At 67.2% G+C, this 21,326-nt stretch carries 20 protein-coding genes; 18 read left to right on the plus strand and 2 right to left on the minus strand.

Going from position 1 to position 21,326, the window contains the following annotated elements; genetic code table 11:
- Positions 1 to 30 precede the first annotated feature (30 nt).
- Entirely contained in the window at positions 31 to 1,401 is a 1,371-nt protein-coding gene (locus tag KW83_RS11585) for a class II 3-deoxy-7-phosphoheptulonate synthase (RefSeq protein ID WP_036178758.1), read from the plus strand.
- Between the two features lie 13 nt (positions 1,402 to 1,414).
- On the opposite strand, the gene KW83_RS11590 is transcribed toward KW83_RS11585, so the two are convergent.
- Positions 1,415 to 2,050: a PAS domain-containing protein gene (locus KW83_RS11590; protein WP_051928462.1), complete on the minus strand. Its 636-nt coding sequence runs from the start codon at positions 2,048 to 2,050 to the stop codon at positions 1,415 to 1,417.
- A 202-nt stretch (positions 2,051 to 2,252) separates the two neighbouring features.
- Here KW83_RS11590 and KW83_RS11595 point away from each other — a divergent pair, with 202 nt between their 5' ends.
- The 13 genes from KW83_RS11595 (at position 2,253) to KW83_RS11655 (ending at position 15,901) form a co-directional block, all read left to right on the plus strand.
- Positions 2,253 to 3,125, plus strand: coding sequence for a YicC/YloC family endoribonuclease (locus KW83_RS11595; protein ID WP_036178761.1), 873 nt, complete (start codon positions 2,253 to 2,255; stop codon positions 3,123 to 3,125).
- Positions 3,126 to 3,129: 4 nt separating this feature from the next.
- Positions 3,130 to 3,774 carry a guanylate kinase gene (gene gmk / locus KW83_RS11600; protein ID WP_036178763.1) on the plus strand — a complete coding sequence of 215 codons (645 nt, stop codon included), beginning with the start codon at positions 3,130 to 3,132 and terminating at the stop codon, positions 3,772 to 3,774.
- Entirely contained in the window at positions 3,771 to 4,292 is a 522-nt protein-coding gene (locus tag KW83_RS11605) for a gamma carbonic anhydrase family protein (RefSeq protein ID WP_036178765.1), read from the plus strand. The genes gmk and KW83_RS11605 overlap by 4 nt, the downstream gene beginning before the upstream one ends.
- Positions 4,293 to 4,295: 3 nt before the next feature.
- Entirely contained in the window at positions 4,296 to 5,546 is a 1,251-nt protein-coding gene (locus KW83_RS11610; RefSeq protein ID WP_081904582.1) for a trans-sulfuration enzyme family protein, read from the plus strand.
- Positions 5,547 to 5,551: 5 nt separating this feature from the next.
- Positions 5,552 to 6,577 carry a sensor histidine kinase gene (locus KW83_RS11615; RefSeq protein WP_036178768.1) on the plus strand — a complete coding sequence of 342 codons (1,026 nt, stop codon included), beginning with the start codon at positions 5,552 to 5,554 and terminating at the stop codon, positions 6,575 to 6,577.
- 134 nt (positions 6,578 to 6,711) lie between these two features.
- Complete coding sequence (locus KW83_RS11620) at positions 6,712 to 7,758, plus strand: substrate-binding domain-containing protein (RefSeq protein ID WP_036178771.1); 1,047 nt, start codon at positions 6,712 to 6,714, stop codon at positions 7,756 to 7,758.
- 114 nt (positions 7,759 to 7,872) lie between these two features.
- Positions 7,873 to 9,330 (plus strand): phosphate ABC transporter permease subunit PstC, encoded by a 1,458-nt coding sequence (gene pstC, locus KW83_RS11625; RefSeq protein ID WP_036178773.1) that lies wholly within the window; start codon positions 7,873 to 7,875, stop codon positions 9,328 to 9,330.
- 5 nt (positions 9,331 to 9,335) lie between these two features.
- Entirely contained in the window at positions 9,336 to 10,682 is a 1,347-nt protein-coding gene (gene pstA / locus KW83_RS11630) for a phosphate ABC transporter permease PstA (protein WP_051928470.1), read from the plus strand.
- Between the two features lie 51 nt (positions 10,683 to 10,733).
- The gene (gene pstB, locus KW83_RS11635; protein WP_036178779.1) at positions 10,734 to 11,495 is read left to right on the plus strand and encodes a phosphate ABC transporter ATP-binding protein PstB; all 762 of its coding nucleotides are present in this window, start codon (positions 10,734 to 10,736) and stop codon (positions 11,493 to 11,495) included.
- A gap of 10 nt (positions 11,496 to 11,505) precedes the next feature.
- Positions 11,506 to 12,219 (plus strand): phosphate signaling complex protein PhoU, encoded by a 714-nt coding sequence (gene phoU, locus KW83_RS11640; RefSeq protein ID WP_036178782.1) that lies wholly within the window; start codon positions 11,506 to 11,508, stop codon positions 12,217 to 12,219.
- 4 nt (positions 12,220 to 12,223) lie between these two features.
- The gene (phoB, locus tag KW83_RS11645) at positions 12,224 to 12,910 is read left to right on the plus strand and encodes a phosphate regulon transcriptional regulator PhoB (protein WP_036178785.1); all 687 of its coding nucleotides are present in this window, start codon (positions 12,224 to 12,226) and stop codon (positions 12,908 to 12,910) included.
- Positions 12,911 to 12,978: 68 nt separating this feature from the next.
- Positions 12,979 to 14,085 carry an AI-2E family transporter gene (locus KW83_RS11650; protein ID WP_051928463.1) on the plus strand — a complete coding sequence of 369 codons (1,107 nt, stop codon included), beginning with the start codon at positions 12,979 to 12,981 and terminating at the stop codon, positions 14,083 to 14,085.
- A gap of 949 nt (positions 14,086 to 15,034) precedes the next feature.
- Entirely contained in the window at positions 15,035 to 15,901 is an 867-nt protein-coding gene (locus tag KW83_RS11655; protein ID WP_036178798.1) for a bifunctional allantoicase/(S)-ureidoglycine aminohydrolase, read from the plus strand.
- On the opposite strand, the gene bhcR is transcribed toward KW83_RS11655, so the two are convergent.
- On the minus strand, positions 15,882 to 16,724 hold the full coding sequence (gene bhcR / locus KW83_RS11660; protein WP_036178801.1) for an HTH-type transcriptional regulator BhcR: 843 nt from the start codon (positions 16,722 to 16,724) through the stop codon (positions 15,882 to 15,884). The genes KW83_RS11655 and bhcR overlap by 20 nt on opposite strands.
- 176 nt (positions 16,725 to 16,900) lie before the next feature.
- Between bhcR and bhcA the strand changes: the two genes are divergently transcribed.
- The 4 genes from bhcA (at position 16,901) to bhcD (ending at position 21,305) form a co-directional block, all read left to right on the plus strand.
- Entirely contained in the window at positions 16,901 to 18,088 is a 1,188-nt protein-coding gene (gene bhcA, locus KW83_RS11665; protein ID WP_036178803.1) for an L-aspartate--glyoxylate aminotransferase BhcA, read from the plus strand.
- Positions 18,089 to 18,102: 14 nt separating this feature from the next.
- Positions 18,103 to 19,056: a beta-hydroxyaspartate dehydratase BhcB gene (gene bhcB, locus KW83_RS11670; RefSeq protein WP_200879679.1), complete on the plus strand. Its 954-nt coding sequence runs from the start codon at positions 18,103 to 18,105 to the stop codon at positions 19,054 to 19,056.
- Between the two features lie 11 nt (positions 19,057 to 19,067).
- Positions 19,068 to 20,228 carry a 3-hydroxy-D-aspartate aldolase BhcC gene (gene bhcC, locus KW83_RS11675; protein WP_036178808.1) on the plus strand — a complete coding sequence of 387 codons (1,161 nt, stop codon included), beginning with the start codon at positions 19,068 to 19,070 and terminating at the stop codon, positions 20,226 to 20,228.
- Between the two features lie 111 nt (positions 20,229 to 20,339).
- Positions 20,340 to 21,305, plus strand: a complete 966-nt coding sequence (bhcD, locus tag KW83_RS11680; RefSeq protein WP_036178811.1) for an iminosuccinate reductase BhcD — start codon at positions 20,340 to 20,342, stop codon at positions 21,303 to 21,305.
- The last annotated feature ends 21 nt before the right edge of the window (positions 21,306 to 21,326 follow it).

Below are 21,326 nucleotides of genomic sequence, written 5' to 3' on the forward strand. Positions count from 1 at the left end.
TGGCTTCCGATCTTTGGCAGGGAGAGACCGATGGCATCCGCTGAGATTTCGAGCTGGCGCACGCGCGACCGGGTCCAGATGCCGGTCTATACCGACGCCGCGCGCCTCTCCGCCGCCGAGGCGCGGCTCAGAGCCTCTCCGCCGCTGGTCTTCGCGGATGAGGCACGGCGCCTGCGCGCCGAATTGGCAGAGGTCGCCCATGGCCGCGCCTTTCTGCTCCAGGGCGGCGACTGCGCCGAAAGCTTCGAGCAGTTCGGCGCCGACCAGGTGCGCGACACGTTCAAGGTGCTGCTGCAGATGGCCATGGTACTGACCTACGGCGCCAAGGTGCCGGTGGTGAAGGTCGGCCGCATCGCCGGCCAGTTCGCCAAGCCCCGCTCGGCCCCGACGGAGACGGTGGACGGGGTAGAGCTGCCGTCCTACCGCGGCGACATCATCAACGGCTTCGCCTTCGACGCGGCGTCGCGCCTGCCCGATCCCGACCGGATGATCGAAGGCTATACCCAGGCCGCCGCGACCCTCAACCAACTGCGCGGCCTGTCCAAGGGCGGCTTTGCCGACATCAACAAGGTGCACCAGTGGACGCTGGACTTCACCGCAGAGGACAAGGCCGCCGCCTACCGCGACATCGCCAACGCGCTGCAGGACACGCTGGACTTCATCCGCGCGGCGGGCCTGACCCCCACGAAGTCCGAAGAGCTTGCGACGGTGGATTTCTACACCTCCCACGAGGCGCTGCTTCTGGAATACGAGGAAAGCCTGACCCGCCGCGATCCCATGACCGGCGACATGGTGGCGGGGTCCGGGCATCTGGTCTGGATCGGGGACCGCACCCGGCAGCCCGACGGCGCCCATGTGGAATTCTGTTCCCGGATCATGAATCCCATCGGTCTGAAATGCGGCCCGACGATTTCCAACGACGACCTGAAAGTGTTGATCGAGCGGTTGAATCCCGCCAACGAGGCGGGCCGCCTGACGCTCATCGCGCGCTTCGGCCACGCGCAGGTGGCAGAGCATCTGCCCCGTCTCATCGACACGGTCACGCAGATGGGCGCGCATGTGGTCTGGTCCTGCGATCCCATGCACGGCAACACGATCAAGTCGGCGTCCGGCTACAAGACGCGGCCCTTCGACGACGTGCTGGGAGAGGTGCGCGAGTTCTTCCGCATCCATGCAGAGATGGGCACCATTCCCGGCGGCGTCCATTTCGAGATGACCGGACAGGACGTGACCGAGTGCACCGGCGGCCTGCGCGCCCTGACGGATGAGGATCTGTCGGACCGCTACCACACGGCGTGCGATCCGCGGCTGAACGCCTCGCAATCGCTGGAGCTGGCCTTTCTGGTCAATCAGCTCATGCGCGACGGCCACGCCGCGGCACGGGATGCCGCCACCGCGTGAGCCACCGTGCGTGTCAGCCCGCGTCGACCAGCCGGAACGACCGGCGTCGGCGCAGCACGTCGCGGGCGCGGTCCGCGCGCTCGAAATCGGGACCGCCCGCGGACCGGGGGGTGAAGCCCGGCTCCACGGGGCGGTGGCCGGTCGCCGCGATGGCCATGCGCAGGGGCGGTGCCGGCATCCGGTGCGGCAGATCGAAGAAGCCCAGCGCCCGGGTGACCTGTCCCGCGCGGTCGCGCAGCGGCAGCAGGGTGAGCCCGGCGGTCAGCGGCGAGCGGAACGCGCGCCGGGACCATTCCAGCGTCAGATCCAGCCGTGCCGGCGTGTCGAACAGCGTCTCCAGCCCGTCGCCCAGACCGCTGCGCGAGGCCGGTGCGAGCAGACAGGACAGCGGCATCCCGCGAAGTTCGCACCCCTGCAGCGCCGCGATCCGCTGGCCCGCCAGACGGATCCGCGCCTGTCGCGGCGCGATCCGCTCGATCACCAGGACCCGGTCCAGCGCACAGCCCAGGGCCGCCGGATCCACATCGTCCCGGTAAGGCACGCGTCCCGCATCCAGCGCGGCCCAGTGGCTTTCGACCGCCCGGCGCGCGGTGTCGTCGCCGCGGTCCCTGCGATGCGGCAGTCTGAGAATCTCTGCGCTTCCGACCATGCCAGGCCCCCATGCTTCGCCGCGGGCCGTCGCCGGCCGCGTCTCTTCCCCGTCGCGGTCTGTCCATCGCCGCGTGCCTGTGCAAGACAGGGCGCGAACCGACCGATATTCCCCACACCATCGATACCATGGGGTTTGTCGAAAATCTTTCTTAAATACGAACGAGGGTTAATTCCTCATGTTCCCATCCGTAACGCGATCCATGACCGGCTTTGCCAGCCATACCGGCGCATGGGACGACTGGTCCTGGACCTGGGAACTGCGCTCGGTCAACGGCAAGGGGCTCGATCTTCGCCTGCGGCTGCCCGACTGGATCGGCGGGCTGGAGGCCGCGCTGCGCGCGCGTTTTCAGGGCGCGGTGTCGCGGGGCAACGTGGGGCTGTCGCTGAAACTCATGCGCGAGGCCGGGGCAGGGGGCTTCGACCGCGCCGCCCTGGACCGGGCCCTGGCGCAGATCGCAGCGGTCGAGGATATCGCACGCGCCGCGGGCCGTCCCCTGGCGCCGGTGCGCGCCACTGACCTTCTGACGCTGCGCACCGGCGCCGAGATACTCGACGCGGACGCAGAGGCCGCCCTGCGCGACCGCCTGATCGCGGATTTCGATACCGACGTGCTGCCCGCCTTTCTGGAGGTGCGCGCCGCGGAGGGCCGCGCGCTCGACGCGATCCTCACCGCCCGGCTGGATGAGATCGCGTCCCTTGTGGCCCTTGCCGGCGGTGCCGCGCGCTCCCGGCAGGCCGTCCAGGCGCAGTCGCTGGACGCCGCGGTGCGCCGCATCCTGGACGAAACCGCCGCTACCGATCCCGACCGGCTGGCCCAGGAGCTGGCGCTCATCGCCGTGCGCCAGGACGTCACCGAAGAGCTCGACCGCCTGGGCGCCCATGTAGACGCCGCGCGCACGCTTGTGCGGCGCGACGCACCCAAGGGCCGCAAGCTCGACTTCCTCATGCAGGAGTTCATGCGGGAGGCGAACACGCTTTGCGCGAAGTCCCAGGACACGGCGCTGACCGCGCACGGGCTTGACCTGAAAACCGTCATAGACCAACTCCGCGAACAGGTTCAGAACGTGGAGTGAAACCTTGCCCGACACCCGCCGCGGCCTTCTGATCATCCTCTCCTCACCCTCGGGCGCCGGAAAATCGACCCTGGCGCAGCGCCTGACGGCATGGGACCCGACGCTTGCCTTCTCCGTCTCGGCCACCACCCGGCCGCCGCGCCCGGGAGAGACCGACGGGCGCGACTATCGCTTCGTCGACGACGCGGCGTTCAAGGCCATGGTTTCGGACGGAGAGATGCTGGAACACGCCCATGTCTTCGGCAATTTCTACGGCTCTCCCCGGGGGCCGGTGGAGCAGGCCATCGGTGCGGGCAAGGACGTGCTCTTCGACATCGACTGGCAGGGCGCGCAGCAGATCCGCAATTCGGCCCTGGCCGCCCATACCCTGTCGATCTTCCTGCTGCCGCCGTCGATCCACGAACTTCGCCGCCGCCTGGAGAGCCGCGCCAAGGACGCGCCGGAGACCATTGCCGGGCGGATGCAGAAAAGCTGGGACGAGATCAGCCATTGGGACGGCTACGACTACGTGCTGGTCAACGAGGACCTGCACGACACGGAGGACCGGCTGACCTCCATCATCACCGCCGCGCGCCTGCGCCGGGTCCAGCAGCCCGGTCTGAACGCGCATGTCCGCAGACTGCAGCAGGAATTCGAGGAGAGCACATGATCTACGATCTGGGCGGCGACACGCCGCTTCTGGAGGACGGCGTCTGGGTCGCACCCGACGCCAATGTCATCGGCCGCATCATCCTGCGCGCGCGCGCCAGCGTCTGGTTCTGCGCCACCTTGCGCGGCGACAACGAGACCATAGAGGTCGGCCCCGGCACCAACATCCAGGAGAATTGCGTGCTGCATACCGACATGGGAATGCCGCTGACCATCGGGCGCGACTGCACCATCGGCCACAAGGTGATGCTGCACGGCTGCACCGTTGGCGACGAGAGCCTGATCGGCATGGGGGCGACGGTGCTGAACGGGGCGAAGATCGGGACCAACTGCCTGATCGGCGCGGGGGCGCTGGTGACCGAGGGCAAGGAGATCCCGGACGGCTCTGTGGTGCTGGGCGCGCCGGGCAAGGTGGTGCGCAAGCTGGACGCCCGGGCGATCCAGATGCTCCGCGCCTCTGCCCTGCACTACCAGGAGAACGCGGCGCGCTTCGCCAAGACCCTGACGCGGATCGACTGAACCATGGCGCAAGGATTCATCGCACGCCTGTTCGGCCGCCGCGAGGCGCCCCGCGCGCTGCCCCGGCCCGACACGGCACCGCGCACCACCGTCCGCCGCACGCCCTGGCCGGAGGGCACCGAGCGCGCCCTGGGCACGCCGCTGCAACCGTCCGTCGTCTATGGTGCCGAAAGCCCGGACGCGCTGGACGCCATCTACGAGGGCCGCGCGCCGGGATACACCTACGCGCGCGAGGCGCATCCGAATGCCTCTGTCCTGGCCGCCAAGATCGACGCGCTGGAGGGGGCCACCGGGGGGCTGGTGACGGGTTCCGGCATGGCCGCGGTGGCGGCGGCCCTGCTGGGGCTGGTGCGCGCCGGAGATCACGTGGTCGGCGGCGACCAGCTCTACGGCCGATCGCTGCGGATGATGACCGACGACCTGCCGCGGCTGGGCGTGGAGACCACGCTGGCCGATCCCACCGACGCGGCCGCCATCGAGGCCGCGCTCCGCCCCGAGACCCGCGCGATCCTGATCGAGGTCGTGTCGAACCCGACCCTGCGCGTCGCCGATCTGGACGGGATCGCCCGGCTGGCCGGGCCGCGCGGCATCACGCTGATCGTCGACAACACCTTTACCACCCCGCGCGCGATCCGGCCCTTCAGACATGGTGCGGACATCGTGATCCACTCGGTCACCAAGCTGCTGGCGGGGCACTCCGACGCGACGCTGGGCTATGTCGCCGCGAAGGATCCCGCGCACCGGGAGGCGATGCGCGTCTTTGCCACCACGCTGGGACTGACCGCCAGCCCGTTCGATTGCTGGCTGGCGGAGCGGGGGATGCACTCTTTCGAACTGCGCTACGACCGGGCAGAGGCGACCGCCCGCGCCCTGGCCGACCGTCTGGACGGGCTGCCCGGGGTCGAGAGGGTGATCTATCCCGGGCGCGACGACCATCCCGACCGGGCGCGCGCCGCGGCGCTTCTGGGCGCGCGCACCGGCAACATGGTGACGTTCCAGATCGCCGGCGGGCGCCCTGCCGCGAACGCGCTGGTGCGCGCGGCGGAGCGCATCGCCTTCGCGCCCACGCTGGGCGACGTGGCCACCACACTGTCGCACCCGGCCACGTCGTCGCACCGCGGACTGAGCCCGGAGGGGCGCGCCGCGCTGGGGCTGTCGGAAGGCTCGTTCCGGGTCTCCGTCGGGGTGGAACCCGCCGACCTGCTGCTGGGGGAGTTCGAGGCCGCGATACGCGCGGCGGCCGCGGCGGGGTAGGGCGCATGGACGGCCCGCGCCCGCAGGAGCTGCTCGACGCGCTGGCCGTGCCCGCCCTTCTGATCGGGCGCGACCACCGGATCGTCGCGGTGAACGCCGGCGCCACGGAGGTGTTCGGCCGCGGTCTGGTGGGGCGCCACTTCGTCCTGGCCCTGCGCCAGCCCGCGCTGGTCGAGGCGATCGAGCGCACCCACGGCGACGGACAGCCCCGCGACGCGCGGTTTCTGGCGCGCAAGGACCGCACCGATCTGACCTTTGGCGCCCATGTCGCCGCAGCCGGCCGCTGGATGCTGGTCAGCTTCGAGGACCGCTCGGCCGCCGAGGAGGCCGACCAGATGCGCCGCGATTTCGTCGCCAACGTCAGCCATGAGCTGAAAACCCCGCTGACCGCCATCCTGGGCTTCATCGAGACGTTGCGCGGCCCGGCCCGCGCCGATGCCGCGGCCCGCGAGCGATTCCTGACCGTGATGGAGCGAGAGGCCCAGCGGATGAACCGCCTGGTGACCGACCTGCTGTCGCTGAGCCGGGTGGAGGCCAACGAACGGATGCGCCCCACAGAGGAGGTCGACATCGCGCTGATCGTCGCCTCCTGCGTGACCACGCTGAGCGGATCGGCCACGTCGCGCGGCGTGGCGCTGGTCTACGACCGCCCCGCGGCCCCGGTGCTGCTGAAGGGCGACGGCGACCAGCTTCGGCAGGTGGTCGGGAACCTGATCGAGAACGCCGTCAAATACGGCGGCACACGGGTCGAGATCCGCCTGACCGAGCGTCTGTCCGTCCCAGAGCTCCACCGCGCCGGCGTCGTGCTGGACGTGATCGACAACGGTCCTGGCATAGACGAGCGCCATCTGTCGCGGCTGACCGAGCGGTTCTACCGCGTGGACGGCCACCGCTCCCGCGAGGTGGGGGGCACCGGGCTGGGCCTGGCGATCGTCAAGCACATCGTCTCGCGCCACCGCGGCAGGCTTCTGGTGGCGTCGCGGCGCGGTGCCGGGACGGTGTTCACCGCGCTCTTGCCGCGCGAGCCCTGACCGGCCGCGCTGCCCTTGCGTCGCCGGCGTTGTCATCAAACCGTTACATTGCCGTTACATAGGTGACGCGCCCCGCCGGTATCGAGCGGCGGAGGCCGCGACCCGGCCCGGGAAACGACAAGCCAGGAGCTCACATGTCCTTCGTCAGAACCACCGCCTCCGTTGCTATTCTTGCCGCCGCGGCCACCGCCGCAGGCGCCCAGGGCCGCGATCAGGTCCAGGTCGCCGGATCCTCCACCGTGCTGCCCTATGCCAACATCGTCGCCGAGGCGTTCGGCGAATCCTACGACTTCCCGACGCCGGTGATCCAGTCCGGGGGCTCCTCGGCGGGCCTCAAGCTCTTTTGCGAGGGCGTGGGCGAGAACACCATCGACATCGCCAACGCGTCCCGCCCGATGCGCCCCGAAGAGCAGAAAACCTGTGCCGACAATGGCGTGAACGAGATCATAGAGGTCCGGATCGGCTATGACGGCATCGTGTTCGCCAGCCAGACCGACGGACCGGCCTTCACCGCCTTCGAGCCGGCGCAATGGTACAAGGCGATGGCCGCGGAGATCCCTCAGGACGGTGAGATGGTCGCGAATCCCAATACCAACTGGACCGACATCGACCCCAGCCTTCCCGATGCCGAGATCCTGGCGTTCATTCCCGGCACCAAGCACGGCACCCGGGAGGTGTTCGAGGAAAAGGTGATCCTGGCGGGCTGCGAAGCCTCCGGCGCCATGGAGCAGATCATGGAGATCAACGGCGGCGACGAGGACGCGGCCGAAGACGCCTGCATGGCGATTCGCGACGACGGGGCCGCCGTGGACATCGACGGCGACTATACCGAAACCCTGGCGCGCATCGAATCGAACTCCGACGGCGTCGGCGTGTTCGGGCTGTCGTTTTACGAAAACAACACCGACAAGCTGAAGGTCGCCACCATGGGCGGGGTCGCGCCGTCGACCGAGACCATCGCCAGCGGCGAATACCCGGTGTCGCGCCCGCTCTACTTCTACATCAAGAAGGCGCATATCGGCGTGATCCCGGGCCTAAAGGAATACGCCGCGTTCTTCGTCAACGACCAGGTGGCCGGGCAGGGCGGCCCGCTGGCCGACTACGGGCTGGTGCCCGATCCCGAACTGGCCCAGACGCAACAGAAGGTCGAGGACGAGACCACCATGCCGGACCCCTCCTGACCCGCACGACACACGCCCGGGGCGGCCCGCTGCAAGATCCGGCGGGCCGCCCGACCCGTTCATGACCCATGCACGGCGCCGGACGACCCGCGCCCTGTCGAAAGGCCCGCTTTCATGCCGGTGATCTGGATCCTGCTCATCCTTGCCGGGCTTGCCATCGCGGGCGTGGTCCTGGGCCGCCGCCGGGCGCTTGCCTCCGCGGGCGGCGATCCGACCGCGCTTCATTCCCGGCCGAACTATCACGGCGCGTCGGTCGCGCTGGCCGCGCTGATCCCGTCGCTACTGCTCCTGGCGGTCTGGCTCTTCGTCCAGCCCGTGCTGATCGATGCCAGGGTGACCGGCCAGATCCCCGAGAGCGCCGTGCCCGACGGCGGCACGCGGGACCTGCTGATGGGCGATGTGGAACGGCTGGCCGACGGGCTTGAGATCCTGGTGCGGACCGGGCGCGTCAGCCCGCGGGAGGCTGCCGACCTCTCCGCCGGGGACGACATCCGCGGACAGCTCGGCGCCATAGGTCTGGCGCTGGGGTCCGATGTCTCGCCCGCGATCCTCGACGCCGCGCGCACCTTCCGCAACCTGTCCCGGCGCGGCGCGCTGCTGATGACCGTCGCGGTGCTGGGCGTGGCGGCCGCGGGCTTCGGCCTCAGCCTTTCCCGCGTCAACAAGGACCGCCGCGCCCGAAACGCGGTCGAACGGGTGATCCGCGGCCTGCTGCTTGTCGCGGCCTTGATCGCGATCCTGACGACGCTGGGGATCGTGCTGTCGATGCTGTTCGAATCGATCAGTTTCTTCCGCCAGTATCCGATCGCCGACTTCTTCTTCGGCACCAACTGGGCCCCGAACTTCCGCGGCAATTCGGACCTGGGGATCCTGCCGCTTCTGTGGGGCACGCTCTACATCTCTTTCATCGCGCTGGCGGTGGCGGTGCCCGTCGGGCTCTTCGCGGCGATCTACCTGTCGGAATACGCCAGCCGGCGCCTGCGCTCCGTCGCCAAGCCGCTGATCGAGGTGCTGGCCGGCATTCCCACCATCGTCTACGGCCTGTTCGCGCTGCTGGTCGTCGGACCGGCGCTGCGCGACTACTTCGCCCAGCCCCTGGGGATCGGCAATTCCAGCTCTTCGGTGATGACCGCCGGGCTGGTCATGGGGATCATGCTGATCCCGTTCGTTTCGTCGCTGTCCGACGACATCATCTCTGCCGTGCCGCAGACCATGCGCGACGGCAGCCTGGGCCTGGGGGCCACCAGGTCCGAGACGATCCGTCAGGTCGTGGTTCCGGCGGCGCTGCCCGGCATCGTCGGCGCGATCCTGCTGGCGGCAAGCCGCGCCATCGGAGAGACGATGATCGTGGTGCTGGGGGCGGGGGCCGCGGCGCGGTTGGACCTCAACCCGTTCGAGGCGATGACCACGGTCACCGTCAAGATCGTCAGCCAACTGACCGGCGACACCAACTTCGCCTCACCGGAAACCCTTGTGGCCTTCGCCCTGGGCCTGACCCTCTTCGTCATCACGCTGGTGCTCAACGTCGTCGCCCTGGCGATCGTCCGCCGCTACCGGGAGCAGTACGAATGACCGACATGCCCGACGACCGCGGCGCCGGGCGGAGTGCCGCCACCTCCACCGCGTCGATCATGCGCCCGGACGCGCGCACCAAGTCCCGCAACGCGGCCGAGAAACGGTTCCGCGCCTACGGGCTGGGGGCCATCGTCATCGGCATCCTGGCGCTGGTCTTTCTGCTGGCCTCGATCCTGTATCGCGGCCTGCCGGCCTTTACCCAGACCTACATCTCCATCGACGTCGCCCTCCCGGCCGAGACGCTGGACCCCGAAGGCAACCGCGACCCGGCGGAAATGGCCAAGGTCATCACCTTCGGCTACGCGGGGCTTGTGGACGACGCGATGCAGAGCGCGCTGGAGGCGCGCGGGATCGAGGTGGAAGGACTGAACGATCCGGGCGTCCTGATCTCCAAGCAGGCGCCGGCGCAGATCCGCGACTGGGTGCTGTCCAACCCCGAAGCGGTCGGCGGGACAGAGCGTTTCGATTTCCTCGCCACCAGCCGGATCGACCAGTACTACAAGGGCGCCGTGACCATGGAGAGTGCCGCGCGCGACAGCCAGATCAGCCCCGAGCAACTGCAACTGGCCGACATCCTGAAAGACGAGGGGATGCTGACGCGCAAGTTCAACTGGTCTTTCGTCACCGCGCCCGACGCGTCGGATCAGCGCCCGGAGGCCGCGGGGCTGGGGGTGGCGATCCTGGGGTCCGCCTACATGATGCTGATCGTGCTGGGCCTGGCGCTTCCCATCGGCGTGGCGGCATCGATCTACCTGGAGGAGTTCGCCCCCACCAATCGCTGGACCGACATCATCGAGGTCAACATCTCGAACCTTGCCGCCGTCCCGTCCATCGTGTTCGGAATTCTCGGCCTGGCGATCTTCATCAACTTCGGGGGATTGCCGCAATCGGCGCCGATCGTCGGCGGCCTGGTGCTGACGCTGATGACCCTGCCCACCATCATCATCTCGACCCGCGCATCGCTGAAATCGGTGCCGCCGTCGATCCGGGACGCGGCCTTGGGCGTGGGCGCGTCGAAGATGCAGGCCGTGTTCCACCACGTCCTGCCGCTGGCCGGTCCCGGCATCCTGACGGGGACCATCATCGGGCTGGCGCAGGCCCTGGGAGAGACCGCGCCGCTCTTGCTGATCGGCATGGTGGCCTTCGTCACCGAATATCCCGACGCGCCGCCCGAAGGCTTCTTCGACCCGGCCACGGCGCTGCCCGTGCAGGTCTACAACTGGACCCAGCGCGCCGACCCGGCCTTTGCCGAACGCGCGTCCGGCGCCATCATCGTCCTGCTGGTGTTCCTTGCGATCATGAACATCACCGCCATCGTGCTGCGCCGCAAGTTCGAGCGCCGCTGGTAACGAAAGGTCCGTCCCGTGAAAGACGCCCGTTTTGAAGAAAGAGACACCACGATGAAGGACACCAAGATCTCGGCCAGGGGGGTCAACGTGTACTATGGCGCCAACCACGCCATCAAGGACGTCTCCGTAGAGATCGCCGACAAGACGGTGACCTCCTTCATCGGCCCGTCCGGCTGCGGCAAGTCCACCTTTCTGCGCTGCCTGAACCGGATGAACGACACGATCGACATCGCCCGGATCGAGGGCGACATCCTGATCGACGAAGAGGACATCTATCACCCCGACGTGGACCCGGTGCAGCTGCGCGCCAAGGTCGGCATGGTGTTCCAGAAGCCGAACCCGTTCCCCAAGTCCATTTACGACAACGTGGCCTACGGACCCAAGATCCACGGCCTGGCCCGCAACAAGGGCGAGCTGGACGAGATCGTCGAGAAGTCGCTGAAGCGCGCCGCGATCTGGGAGGAGGTCAAGGACCGTCTCCAGGCGCCGGGCACCGGCCTGTCGGGCGGCCAGCAGCAGAGGCTGTGCATCGCCCGCGCGGTGGCCACGTCGCCGGAGGTGCTGCTGATGGATGAGCCGTGCTCGGCGCTCGACCCCATCGCCACCAGCCAGATCGAGGAGCTGATCGACGAATTGCGCGGCCGGTTCTCGGTGGTGATCGTGACCCATTCCATGCAGCAGGCCGCGCGCGTCAGCCAGAAGACCGCGTTCTTCCACCTGGGCGACCTTGTGGAATACGGCGACACCGACGACATTTTCACCAACCCGCAGGATCCGCGGACCGAGAAATACATCACCGGCCGGATCGGCTGAGGAGGGCGCCATGAGCACCGGACAACATATCGCATCCGCCTTCGACCGCGACCTGGAGGCGCTCCAGGCCACGGTCATGAAGATGGGCGGGCTGGTCGAGGCCGCCATCCAGGACGCCGCGCGCTCTCTGGAAAGCCGGGATGAGGATCTGGCCCAGCGGGTCCGCGACAACGACCGGCAGATCGACACGCTCGAAGAGCAGGTCAACGAGGAGGCCGCCCGCGTCGTGGCCCTCCGTGCGCCGATCGCCAGCGACATGCGGCTGGTGCTGTCGGTCATCAAGATCTCCGCCAATCTGGAGCGCATCGGCGACTATGCCAAGAACCTGGCCAAACGGACGGGCGTGCTGCTGCAGCTTCCCACCATCGAAGGCGCGCCCCAGTCGATCCGCCGCATGGCCCGCGAGGTGGAGGTGATGCTCCACGACGTGCTTGACGCCTATATCCACCGCGACGCCCAGATGGCCCGGCAGGTCCGGGCGCGCGATGAGGACGTGGACCAGATGTACACCGCCATCTTCCGCGAGTTCCTGACCTTCATGATGGAGGACCCGCGCAACATCACCGCCTGCATGCACCTTCACTTCATCGCCAAGAATATCGAGCGCATGGGCGACCACGTCACATCCATCGCCGATCAGGTGATCTACACGGTCGAGGGCGCCATCCCGGAAGACGACCGCCCCAAGGGCGACATGACCTCCGTCCAGCATATAGAGGGCTGATCCGATGGCCGACCGCCCGCATGTGCTGATCGTCGAGGATGAGCCGTCGCAGCGCGACATCCTGGCCTACAATCTTGAGGCAGAGGGGTTCGAGGTCACGCGCGCGGAGACGGGCGATGAGGCCCTGACCCTGTTCGATGAGGGCCAGCCGGATCTGGTGGTGCTCGACTGGATGCTGCCGGGCGTGTCCGGCATAGAGATCTGCCGCCGCCTCAAGCGCCGCGTCGCCGCCCGCGAAACGCCTGTCATCATGCTGTCGGCCCGCACCGAAGAGGCCGACCGCGTCCGCGGCCTGGAGACCGGCGCCGACGACTACGTGACCAAGCCCTATTCCGTGGCCGAATTGATGGCCCGTGTGCGCGCGCAGTTGCGCCGTACGCGGCCGGGCACCGTCGGACAGGTTCTGGACCACGCGGGCATCCGACTGGATCCCGAGACCCACCGCGTCCACCGCGACGGGCAAGAGCTGAGCCTGGGGCCGACGGAGTTCCGTCTGCTGACCACGCTCATGGAAAAGCCCGGCCGGGTCTGGAGCCGCGAGCAGTTGCTGGACCGGGTCTGGGGCCGGGACATCTATGTGGACAGCCGTACCGTGGACGTCCATGTGGGCCGGCTGCGCAAGGCGCTGCGCGCCCATGGCGGCGACGATCCGATCCGCACCGTGCGCGGCGCCGGCTACGCGCTGGGGTAGGGCGGCGGCCCGGCGGCTGCATCGCAAGGACAGGGGGAACCCTGTGTCCCGGCCCGCGTTGCGTGCCCATGAATACCGATCAGGCGGAGCGGATCCGCATCGCAGGTCACCTCGCGCTGATCCCCGTGGGGGTTCTGGCGGTTTTCTTCATCCTCTATGTCGCGGAAAGCGTGTTCAAGCCCACTATCCTGGCGCTGACGCTGGGCGTCGTGCTCTCTCCGCTGTCGGATTTCTGGGAGCGTCTGGGATTGCCCCGGGGGATCAGCGCGCTCATCAGTCTGGTGTTCACGCTCATCGTCATCATGGTTCTGGCCGCGCTTCTGCTGCCCGTTGCCGAACGCGTGGTCGCGTCCTGGCCGGCCATCATGGCGGAAACCCGGGACGCGGTCGTCCAGTTCCAGAGCATGATCCAGGGCATCGAGTCGGCCGGAGAGCAGGTCGAACGCGCCATCGGGAACGCAGCACAGGCCGGAGAGAATGCAGCCCAGGGCGGCGGCGATCTGGGCATCCCGACGACAGCGGACGCGCTGTTCCTGGCGCCAACGGTTCTGGGACAGTCAATAACCTTCGCCGGGATTCTGTTCTTCTTTCTGCTGACCCGGGTAGAGATCTACGCCTGGCTCGCCCAGCATCTGTCGCCCGAGAGCATGGAGCTTGAGACCGCCCGCCGCCTACGACAGGCGGAGCGGGAGGTGGCGCGCTACTTCCTGACGATCGCAATCGTCAACCTGGGGTTCGGCATCTGCGTGACCATCGCCATGACGCTCCTTGAGGTGCCTGCACCGCTGCTCTGGGGCACGGCGACGTTTCTGTTGAACTTCGTCCTCTATCTTGGTCCCGCAGTGGTCTTTTTCGCTCTGCTGCTCACCGGGCTGGTGGCGTTCGAGGGCAGCTACGCGGTCGTACCCGCCTTGGTCTTTCTGAGCTTCAACATGATCGAGGCGCAGTTCGTGACACCGTCGGCGATCGGCCGGACGATGAAACTGAACCCTGCGCTGGTCTTTTTCGCACTGGTATTCTTCCTGTGGCTCTGGGGCCCGATCGGCGGCTTCGTGTCGATCCCGCTGCTGCTCTGGGGCCTGACGCTTGCCAAGGAGATCACCGCGACGCGCCGCGATGTCCAAAAGCTTGCCGGCAACCCGAAAATGGACATCGAAGAGGCGCGCCAATCCTGAGCCGAACGAACGCGGCGGTTGCCCTGACCGGGCATCGGATCGGGACGAACTCACCTGCGCAACATGTCGCAATCTTTGCGGAAAAGAACACCGGACTCAGGTCCTCGGACGCATAAACGGCGGCTCCATCTTTCACATAATCATGATTATAGGTATAAGGCACATTAGCTGGGCACACCCCAAACCGGGTTGCGACAAGTCCCCTGTCTTGCTGGACATGCCGTTGTCGGTGAGAATGGCTTGGACCCGACAAGACACAGCCTCGAGCGTGCGGTGTTTCTGTCCGCCGTCGCAACGCGTTGGGCGACCGCGAACTTGGCCAGGCTTGCCCTCGGTTGTCTGCACCTCGGCGATACCGATGTGAAGGCGCCCGATGGGATACCGCTCGAACGTCTGGCGCCTTCGATGTCCGGCAGGCGCGGGACGCCACGGCGCCGAAGGCAGCAGCGCCGAGCGCGTGAGATGCGGGATCGACGACGGCAGGGCATGAAGGCGGTCGCCCAGTGCAGGCGCGTGCGGCGCCGGACCGCGACCCGTCCGGGGAAAGAGGCCCGACCCAGCTGCACGAGCACCGCTTGCGACCGCTGTATCGCTGCTCTGCCGGCGGGCGTGGTCGGGGCGCTCCCGTGACCTGCCCCGTAGAGCTTCAGCGAAAGGATCGCACCATCGGACCGTATACAAGACCGTGCGGAAGTTTCTGCCCTGGCGCATTTTCTCACGCGATCGGGAAGCGTTCTTCGAACATGATGGGGAGCTGGCGTTTGGCGGCTTCTGGCCTCCGGCTTTCGCACGGTGCGGTCGTATCGGACCCGTGGACCGCCGCAGACGCTGGCGGTGGTGTTGTATGGAAAATGCGGAAGGTGCTGTCTTGTCGCGTCCGCTTGTCCGGCGGCCACGCAGCGTCATGATGATGCAGAACGCAACGCCTTGGTTTTCTGGAGATCCCGAGATGCCTGCCGATTACTACGCCCCGACCGGAGGGCATCCGCCGCAGACGCAGCTTCTGACCGACCGCGCGATCTTCACCGAGGCCTATGCCGTGATCCCCAAGGGCACGATGCGCGATATCGTGACCTCCTCCCTGCCGTTCTGGGAGGGCACGCGGCTCTGGGTCCTGTCGCGGCCGCTGTCTGGATTTGCAGAGACGTTCTCGCAATACATCATGGAAGTCGCGCCCGGCGGCGGGTCGAACAGGCCCGACACCGACCATGGCGCGGAAGGTGTCCTGTTCGTCGTGCAAGGCATGGCGCGGCTGACGCTCAGCGGCGCGCCGCACGATCTGACGCCCGGTGGATACGCCTACCTGCCACCCGGAAGCGGCTGGACGCTGCACAACCCCGGTGGCGAAACGCTGCGGTTCCACTGGATCCGCAAGGCGTATCAGCAGGTGGAGGGGCTGGACGCGCCCGGTCCCATCGTCGCCAACGAACGCGACATCGCGCCCACGGTCATGCCGGGCACGAACGGGGCCTGGGCCACGACACGGTTCGTCGATCCCGCCGACCTGCGCCATGACATGCATGTGACCATCGTCACGTTTCAGCCCGGGGGCGTGATCCCCTTTCTGGAGACCCATGTGATGGAACACGGTCTCTACGTGCTGGAGGGCAAGGCCGTCTATCGGCTCAACAACGACTGGGTCGAGGTCGAGGCGGGGGATTACATGTGGCTGCGCGCCTTCTGTCCGCAGGCGTGCTACGCGGGCGGGCCCGGGCCGTTCCGCTATCTGCTCTACAAAGACGTGAACCGCCACATGGCGTTGCGCTCGGCGGGCGCACCGGCGGCCCCGGCGGCGTTCAGGGCGGTGGCGGAATAGACGCGCCACCCAGCGCCGCCGTCAGGGCGGCGGCGGCATCCGTTACCGCCCGGCCCAGACCCGCTATCGCCGCAGCGTCGATCCGCGAAGTCGGGCCAGACACCGACAGCCCGGCCCGGACCTCTCCGTGGACGTCGAAAACGGGGGCCGCGATGCAACGCATCCCCAGGGTGCGCTCTTCCGCGTCGATGGCATAGCCACGCTCCCGCGCCGCTTGCAGATCCCGTATCAGCATGTCGGTCCGGACGATGGTATGCGGTGTGAACCGTTCCAGTGGCGCACCTTCGATCAGCGCCCGGCGCCGGTCCTCCGGCATCCATGCCAGCAACACCTTGCCGATCCCCGAGGCATGGAACCGCGACAGCGTTCCGGGGGGAAAGAACGCGCGGATGTTGGCGTGCGTCTCCACCTGGCTGACGAACAGCACCTGCCCCGCGCGCTCTACCCCCAGGTTCGCGGTTTCACCGGTCCGCTCCATCAGGGTCCGCATGATCGGACGCGCACGATCCACAAGGCTGGTGCGACGCAGAAAACGCGAACCGATCAGGAAGGCGTTCGATCCGATATGCCAGTCCTGATCCTGGGCATCGAATTCCACCAGATCGTGACGTTCCAGGGTGACCAGGATGCGGTAGATCGTTGCGGGTGCCTGGTCGAGATCGTGCGCCAGTTCCGTCAGCGTCACTCCCCCGCTCTGCCCCAGATAGGCGAACACCTCCATCGCCCGGTCGAGCGACTTTATGACGTTCTGCGCGCTCTTGTCGTCCCAGCTGCGGGGCCGTCCGCGCGACCTGCGGCCGGACACCGCGTCATTACCCGCCATCCCCAAGACAATCCTTCGGATAACACTGAAATATGCTTTCACGACTTGAAAAACTCAATTATCTGAAAACGGGGAAGATTTCAACGCCCGGGCCGGATCGATGCGCGATCCGAAAAAATATCAATCGGAAGGTGTCTCCTTTAGATCTGTCAGGACCGACAGGAGGAGACGCCGCCATGAGCTTCCAGAACCCGGTTTTCATTCCCGGCCCGACCAACATGCCCGAGGCGATCCGCAAGGCCTGTGACATGCCGACCATCGACCATCGCTCGCCGCTGTTCGGTGGCATTCTGCACCCTTGCCTGGACGGCGTGCGCAAGGTGCTGAAGTCCGACGCGGCGCATGTGTTCATCTTTCCCGCGACGGGCACCGGCGGCTGGGAGACGGCGCTGACCAACACCCTGTCGCCCGGCGACAGAGTTCTGGCGGCACGCAACGGCATGTTCAGCCACCGCTGGATCGACATGTGCCAGCGTCACAAGCTGGACGTCGACGTGGTCGAAACACCCTGGGGTCATGGCGTGCCCGCGGACAGGTACGAGGAGATCCTGACCGCGGATACCGGCCATGGCATCAAGGCGGTCCTTGCCACCCATAACGAGACCGCGACGGGCGTCAAATCCGACATCGCCGCCGTCCGCCGGGCGCTGGATGCCGCCGGCCACCCTGCCCTGCTGCTGGTGGACGGCGTGTCGTCCATCGGGTCGATGGATTTCCGGTTCGACGACTGGGGCGTTGATGTCGCAGTCACGGGCAGCCAGAAGGGTTTCATGCTGCCCGCGGGCCTCGCGATCGCCGGCTTTTCGGACAAGGCGATGGAGGCGACCGCGACGGCCGCCCTGCCCCGCACGTTCTTCGACGTGAAGGACATGCAGAAGGGCTATGACAGCGATGCCTTTCCCTACACCCCGCCCGTGGGACTGATGAACGGTCTGCGCCTGTCGCTGGACATGCTGCTGGACGAGGGGCTGGAGAACGTCTTCGCCCGCCACCACCGCATCGCGGAAGGGGTCCGCCGGGCCGTCGGCGCCTGGGGGCTGGAACTTTGCGCCGCCTCCCCGGAACTCTATTCCGACAGCGTGTCGGCCATCCGGACACCGGAAGGGTTCAACGCCACCGACATCGTCACCCTGGCCGCGCGTGACTACGGCATGGCCTTCGGCGTGGGTCTGGGAGAGGTCGCTGGCAAGGTGTTCCGCATCGGTCACCTGGGGATGCTGACCGACGCGATGATGCTGTCCGGGCTAGGGGTAGCCGAAATGGCGATGGTCGATCTTGGCCTCGACATCACGCTGGGGTCCGGCGTCGCGGCGGCTCAGGAACACTACCGCCACGGCAACACTGCCCGGAAGGCGGCCGCGTGATGGACGGGGGCGACATGCGAATCCCGAGCTATGAGGACATGCTGGCCGCGCATGAGCGGATCAAGCCGCATATCCGGCGCACGCCGGTCCGCACCTCCGACTACCTAAACGATCTTGCGGGATGCGATCTGTATTTCAAGTGCGAGAACTTTCAGGAACCCGGTGCCTTCAAGGTGCGCGGAGCCGCCAACGCCGTTTTCGGACTGGACGATGAACAGGCGCGCAAAGGCGTGGCCACCCATTCGTCCGGCAATCACGCCTCATGCCTCAGTTTCGCCGCCATGCGGCGCGGCATCCCCTGCAATGTCGTCATGCCGCGCACCGCACCGCAGGCCAAGAAGGACACGGTCGCCCGCTATGGCGGCAGGATCACCGAATGCGATCCCTCCACCTCCTCGCGCGAGGCAGCGTTCGCCAAGGTGCAGGCAGAGACAGGCGGCGATTTCGTACATCCCTATAACGACCCGCGCGTAATCGCGGGACAGGGGACGTGTTCCAGGGAGTTCATGGAGCAGACCGACGGGCTCGACATGGTGGTGGCCCCCATCGGCGGCGGCGGCATGATCTCGGGTACCTGCCTGACGCTGTCGACGCTGGCCCCCGAAACGAAGGTGATCGCGGCCGAGCCCGAGCAGGCCGACGATGCCTATCGCAGCTTCAAGGCAGGACACATCATCGCCGATGACGCGCCCAAGACCATCGCCGACGGCCTGCTGGTGCCGTTAAAGGAGCTGACCTGGCACTTCGTGTCGAATCATGTGAGCGAGATCTACACGGCCTCCGAGCAGGAAATCATCGACGCGATGAAACTGTCGTGGAAGCATCTGCGCATCGTGATCGAGCCCAGCTGCGCGGTGCCGCTGGCCGTGATCCTCAAGAACCCGGACGCCTTCGCGGGCAAGCGCGTCGGCGTCGTCATCACCGGGGGCAATGTCGATCTCGACAAACTGCCCTGGATGCAGACCTAGGAGCCAAGCCCATGAAAGACCTCAATTACGACGATCTCGACGTCGGCTACGATGTTCCCGCCGTCCCCGGCATGGATGAGGCCGACATCGCGACCCCTGCCCTGATCCTCGACCTCGACGCGCTCGAGCGCAACGTCAAGAAGATGGGCGAATTCGCCAAGTCGGCGGGGATGCGCCACCGCAGCCACGGCAAGATGCACAAATCCGTGGATGTGCAGAAGCTCCAGCAGGAACTGGGCGGCGCCTGCGGCGTCTGCTGCCAGAAGGTCAGCGAGGCGGAAGTCTTCGCGCGCGGCGGTATAACCGACATCCTCGTGTCCAACCAGGTCACGCAACCGCGCAAGATCGCGCGTCTGGCGAATCTGCCGAACCTCGGCGCGCGGACGATCTGCTGCGTCGATGATCTGGACAATGTGTCGGACCTATCGAAGGGCGCCGTCGAGGCCGGAACCCAGATCGAATGCCTGGTCGAGATCGACTGCGGCGCGGGCCGCTGCGGCGTGACCACCACGGAAAAGGTGGTGGAACTGGCCCGGGCCATCGACGCCGCCGAAGGGCTGAAATTCGCCGGGCTCCAGGCCTATCAGGGCGCGATGCAGCACCTCGACAGCTACGACGAGCGCAAGGCCAAGACCCAGATCGCCATCGACATGGTCACCGAGGCCGTGGCCGCGCTGAAGGACGAAGGGCTGACCTGCGATATCGTCGGCGGCGGCGGCACCGGCAGCTATTATTTCGAGAGCGCCTCGGGCGTCTTCAACGAGCTTCAGTGCGGCAGCTACGCGTTCATGGATGCCGATTACGGCCGCATCCTCGATGAGGATGGCAACCGGATCGACGATGGCGAATGGGAGAACGCGCTGTTCATCCTGACCAGTGTCATGAGCCACGCGAAGGCCGACAAGGCCATCGTGGACGCGGGGCTGAAGGCGCAGTCGGTCGATAGCGGCCTGCCCACCATCTACGGGCGCGATGACGTGGAATACGTCAAGTGCTCGGACGAGCACGGCGTCGTCATGGACCCCGAGGGCGTGCTGAAGATCAACGACAAGCTTCGCCTGGTGCCGGGCCACTGCGATCCCACCTGCAACGTTCACGATTGGTATGTCGGCGTGCGCGGCGGCAAGGTCGAGACGCTGTGGCCCGTATCGGCCCGCGGCAAGGCCTACTGAGGCCTTCGCGTTCCAGGGACCGGCAGGACGCCGGTCCCGCCGTCCGCGCGCGGCGGCCCGTCCCGGCGGGTATGCGCGCGGACGCATGATGTCCCATGAATCGGAGAGCCCATGCTGATCGTGCCAGAACGCGAAATTCCCGACCTGCTGACGCGCGGGGCGTCCTTCGACGCCGTCGAGAAGGTCTTCGCCGCGATGGCCGCGGGCGACGCCTACAACTTCCCGGTCGTACGCGAGGCGATCGATCATGAGGATGCGCTCTACGGCTTCAAGGGCGGGTTCGACGCCAAGGGCCAGGTTCTGGGCCTCAAGGCGGGCGGGTTCTGGCCCAACAACATGGAACGGCGGCAGATCATCAACCATCAGTCCACCGTGTTCCTGTTCGATCCCGATACCGGCAGGGTCGCGGCCATGGTCGGCGGCAATTACCTGACCGCCCTGCGCACCGCCGCGGCCTCTTCGGTTTCGATCCGGCATCTGGCGCGCGGGGACGCCAAGGTGCTGGGCATGATCGGCGCGGGGCACCAGGCGTCGTTTCAGTTGCGCGCGGCCCTGGAGCAGCGCGAATTCGAGCGGGTGATCGCCTGGAACTACCATCCCGAGATGCTGCCCAACCTGGCAAAGATCTGCGACGAGGTCGGAGTTCCCTTTCAGGCCGTCGAGCTTGACGGGATGCGTGAGGCCGATGTCATCGTCTCGATCACCTCGGCCTTCGCGCCGTCGCTCATGGCCGATCACGTCGCGCCAGGCACCCATGTCGCCTGCATGGGCACCGACACGAAAGGAAAGCAGGAGGTCGAGGCGCAGCTTCTCGCCCGCGCCACCGTCTTTGCCGACGAGGTGGCGCAGTCGGTCTCTATCGGAGAGGCCCAGCACGCCATCGCCGAAGGGCTGATCGACAAGGCCGGCATCCACCAGATCGGCGCGGTCATCAACGGCACCCATCCGGGCCGCAGGTCCGACGGTGAGATCACCCTTTTCGACGGCACCGGCGTCGGGCTCCAGGACCTTGCCGTGGCAGCCGCCATCGTCGACCTGGCCAAGGCGAAGGGCGTCGCCATCGAGGTCGAGTTCTAGGACCGCGCCCGGCACCTTTGC

It is taken from the genome of Palleronia rufa (assembly GCF_000743715.1).
Classification (GTDB): Bacteria; Pseudomonadota; Alphaproteobacteria; order Rhodobacterales; family Rhodobacteraceae; genus Palleronia; species Palleronia rufa.

Excerpts from the sequence above, each read along its gene's own strand:
- KW83_RS11585 (WP_036178758.1), top strand. The coding sequence starts at position 31 with ATGGCATCCGCTGAGATTTCGAGCTGGCGCACGCGCGACCGGGTCCAG.
- KW83_RS11590 (WP_051928462.1), bottom strand. The coding sequence starts at position 2,050 with ATGGTCGGAAGCGCAGAGATTCTCAGACTGCCGCATCGCAGGGACCGC.
- KW83_RS11595 (WP_036178761.1), top strand. The coding sequence starts at position 2,253 with ATGACCGGCTTTGCCAGCCATACCGGCGCATGGGACGACTGGTCCTGG.
- KW83_RS11605 (WP_036178765.1), top strand. The coding sequence starts at position 3,771 with ATGATCTACGATCTGGGCGGCGACACGCCGCTTCTGGAGGACGGCGTC.
- KW83_RS11610 (WP_081904582.1), top strand. The coding sequence starts at position 4,296 with ATGGCGCAAGGATTCATCGCACGCCTGTTCGGCCGCCGCGAGGCGCCC.
- KW83_RS11615 (WP_036178768.1), top strand. The coding sequence starts at position 5,552 with ATGGACGGCCCGCGCCCGCAGGAGCTGCTCGACGCGCTGGCCGTGCCC.
- KW83_RS11620 (WP_036178771.1), top strand. The coding sequence starts at position 6,712 with ATGTCCTTCGTCAGAACCACCGCCTCCGTTGCTATTCTTGCCGCCGCG.
- pstC (WP_036178773.1), top strand. The coding sequence starts at position 7,873 with ATGCCGGTGATCTGGATCCTGCTCATCCTTGCCGGGCTTGCCATCGCG.
- pstA (WP_051928470.1), top strand. The coding sequence starts at position 9,336 with ATGCCCGACGACCGCGGCGCCGGGCGGAGTGCCGCCACCTCCACCGCG.
- pstB (WP_036178779.1), top strand. The coding sequence starts at position 10,734 with ATGAAGGACACCAAGATCTCGGCCAGGGGGGTCAACGTGTACTATGGC.
- phoU (WP_036178782.1), top strand. The coding sequence starts at position 11,506 with ATGAGCACCGGACAACATATCGCATCCGCCTTCGACCGCGACCTGGAG.
- phoB (WP_036178785.1), top strand. The coding sequence starts at position 12,224 with ATGGCCGACCGCCCGCATGTGCTGATCGTCGAGGATGAGCCGTCGCAG.
- KW83_RS11650 (WP_051928463.1), top strand. The coding sequence starts at position 12,979 with ATGAATACCGATCAGGCGGAGCGGATCCGCATCGCAGGTCACCTCGCG.
- KW83_RS11655 (WP_036178798.1), top strand. The coding sequence starts at position 15,035 with ATGCCTGCCGATTACTACGCCCCGACCGGAGGGCATCCGCCGCAGACG.
- bhcR (WP_036178801.1), bottom strand. The coding sequence starts at position 16,724 with ATGGCGGGTAATGACGCGGTGTCCGGCCGCAGGTCGCGCGGACGGCCC.
- bhcA (WP_036178803.1), top strand. The coding sequence starts at position 16,901 with ATGAGCTTCCAGAACCCGGTTTTCATTCCCGGCCCGACCAACATGCCC.
- bhcB (WP_200879679.1), top strand. The coding sequence starts at position 18,103 with ATGCGAATCCCGAGCTATGAGGACATGCTGGCCGCGCATGAGCGGATC.
- bhcC (WP_036178808.1), top strand. The coding sequence starts at position 19,068 with ATGAAAGACCTCAATTACGACGATCTCGACGTCGGCTACGATGTTCCC.
- bhcD (WP_036178811.1), top strand. The coding sequence starts at position 20,340 with ATGCTGATCGTGCCAGAACGCGAAATTCCCGACCTGCTGACGCGCGGG.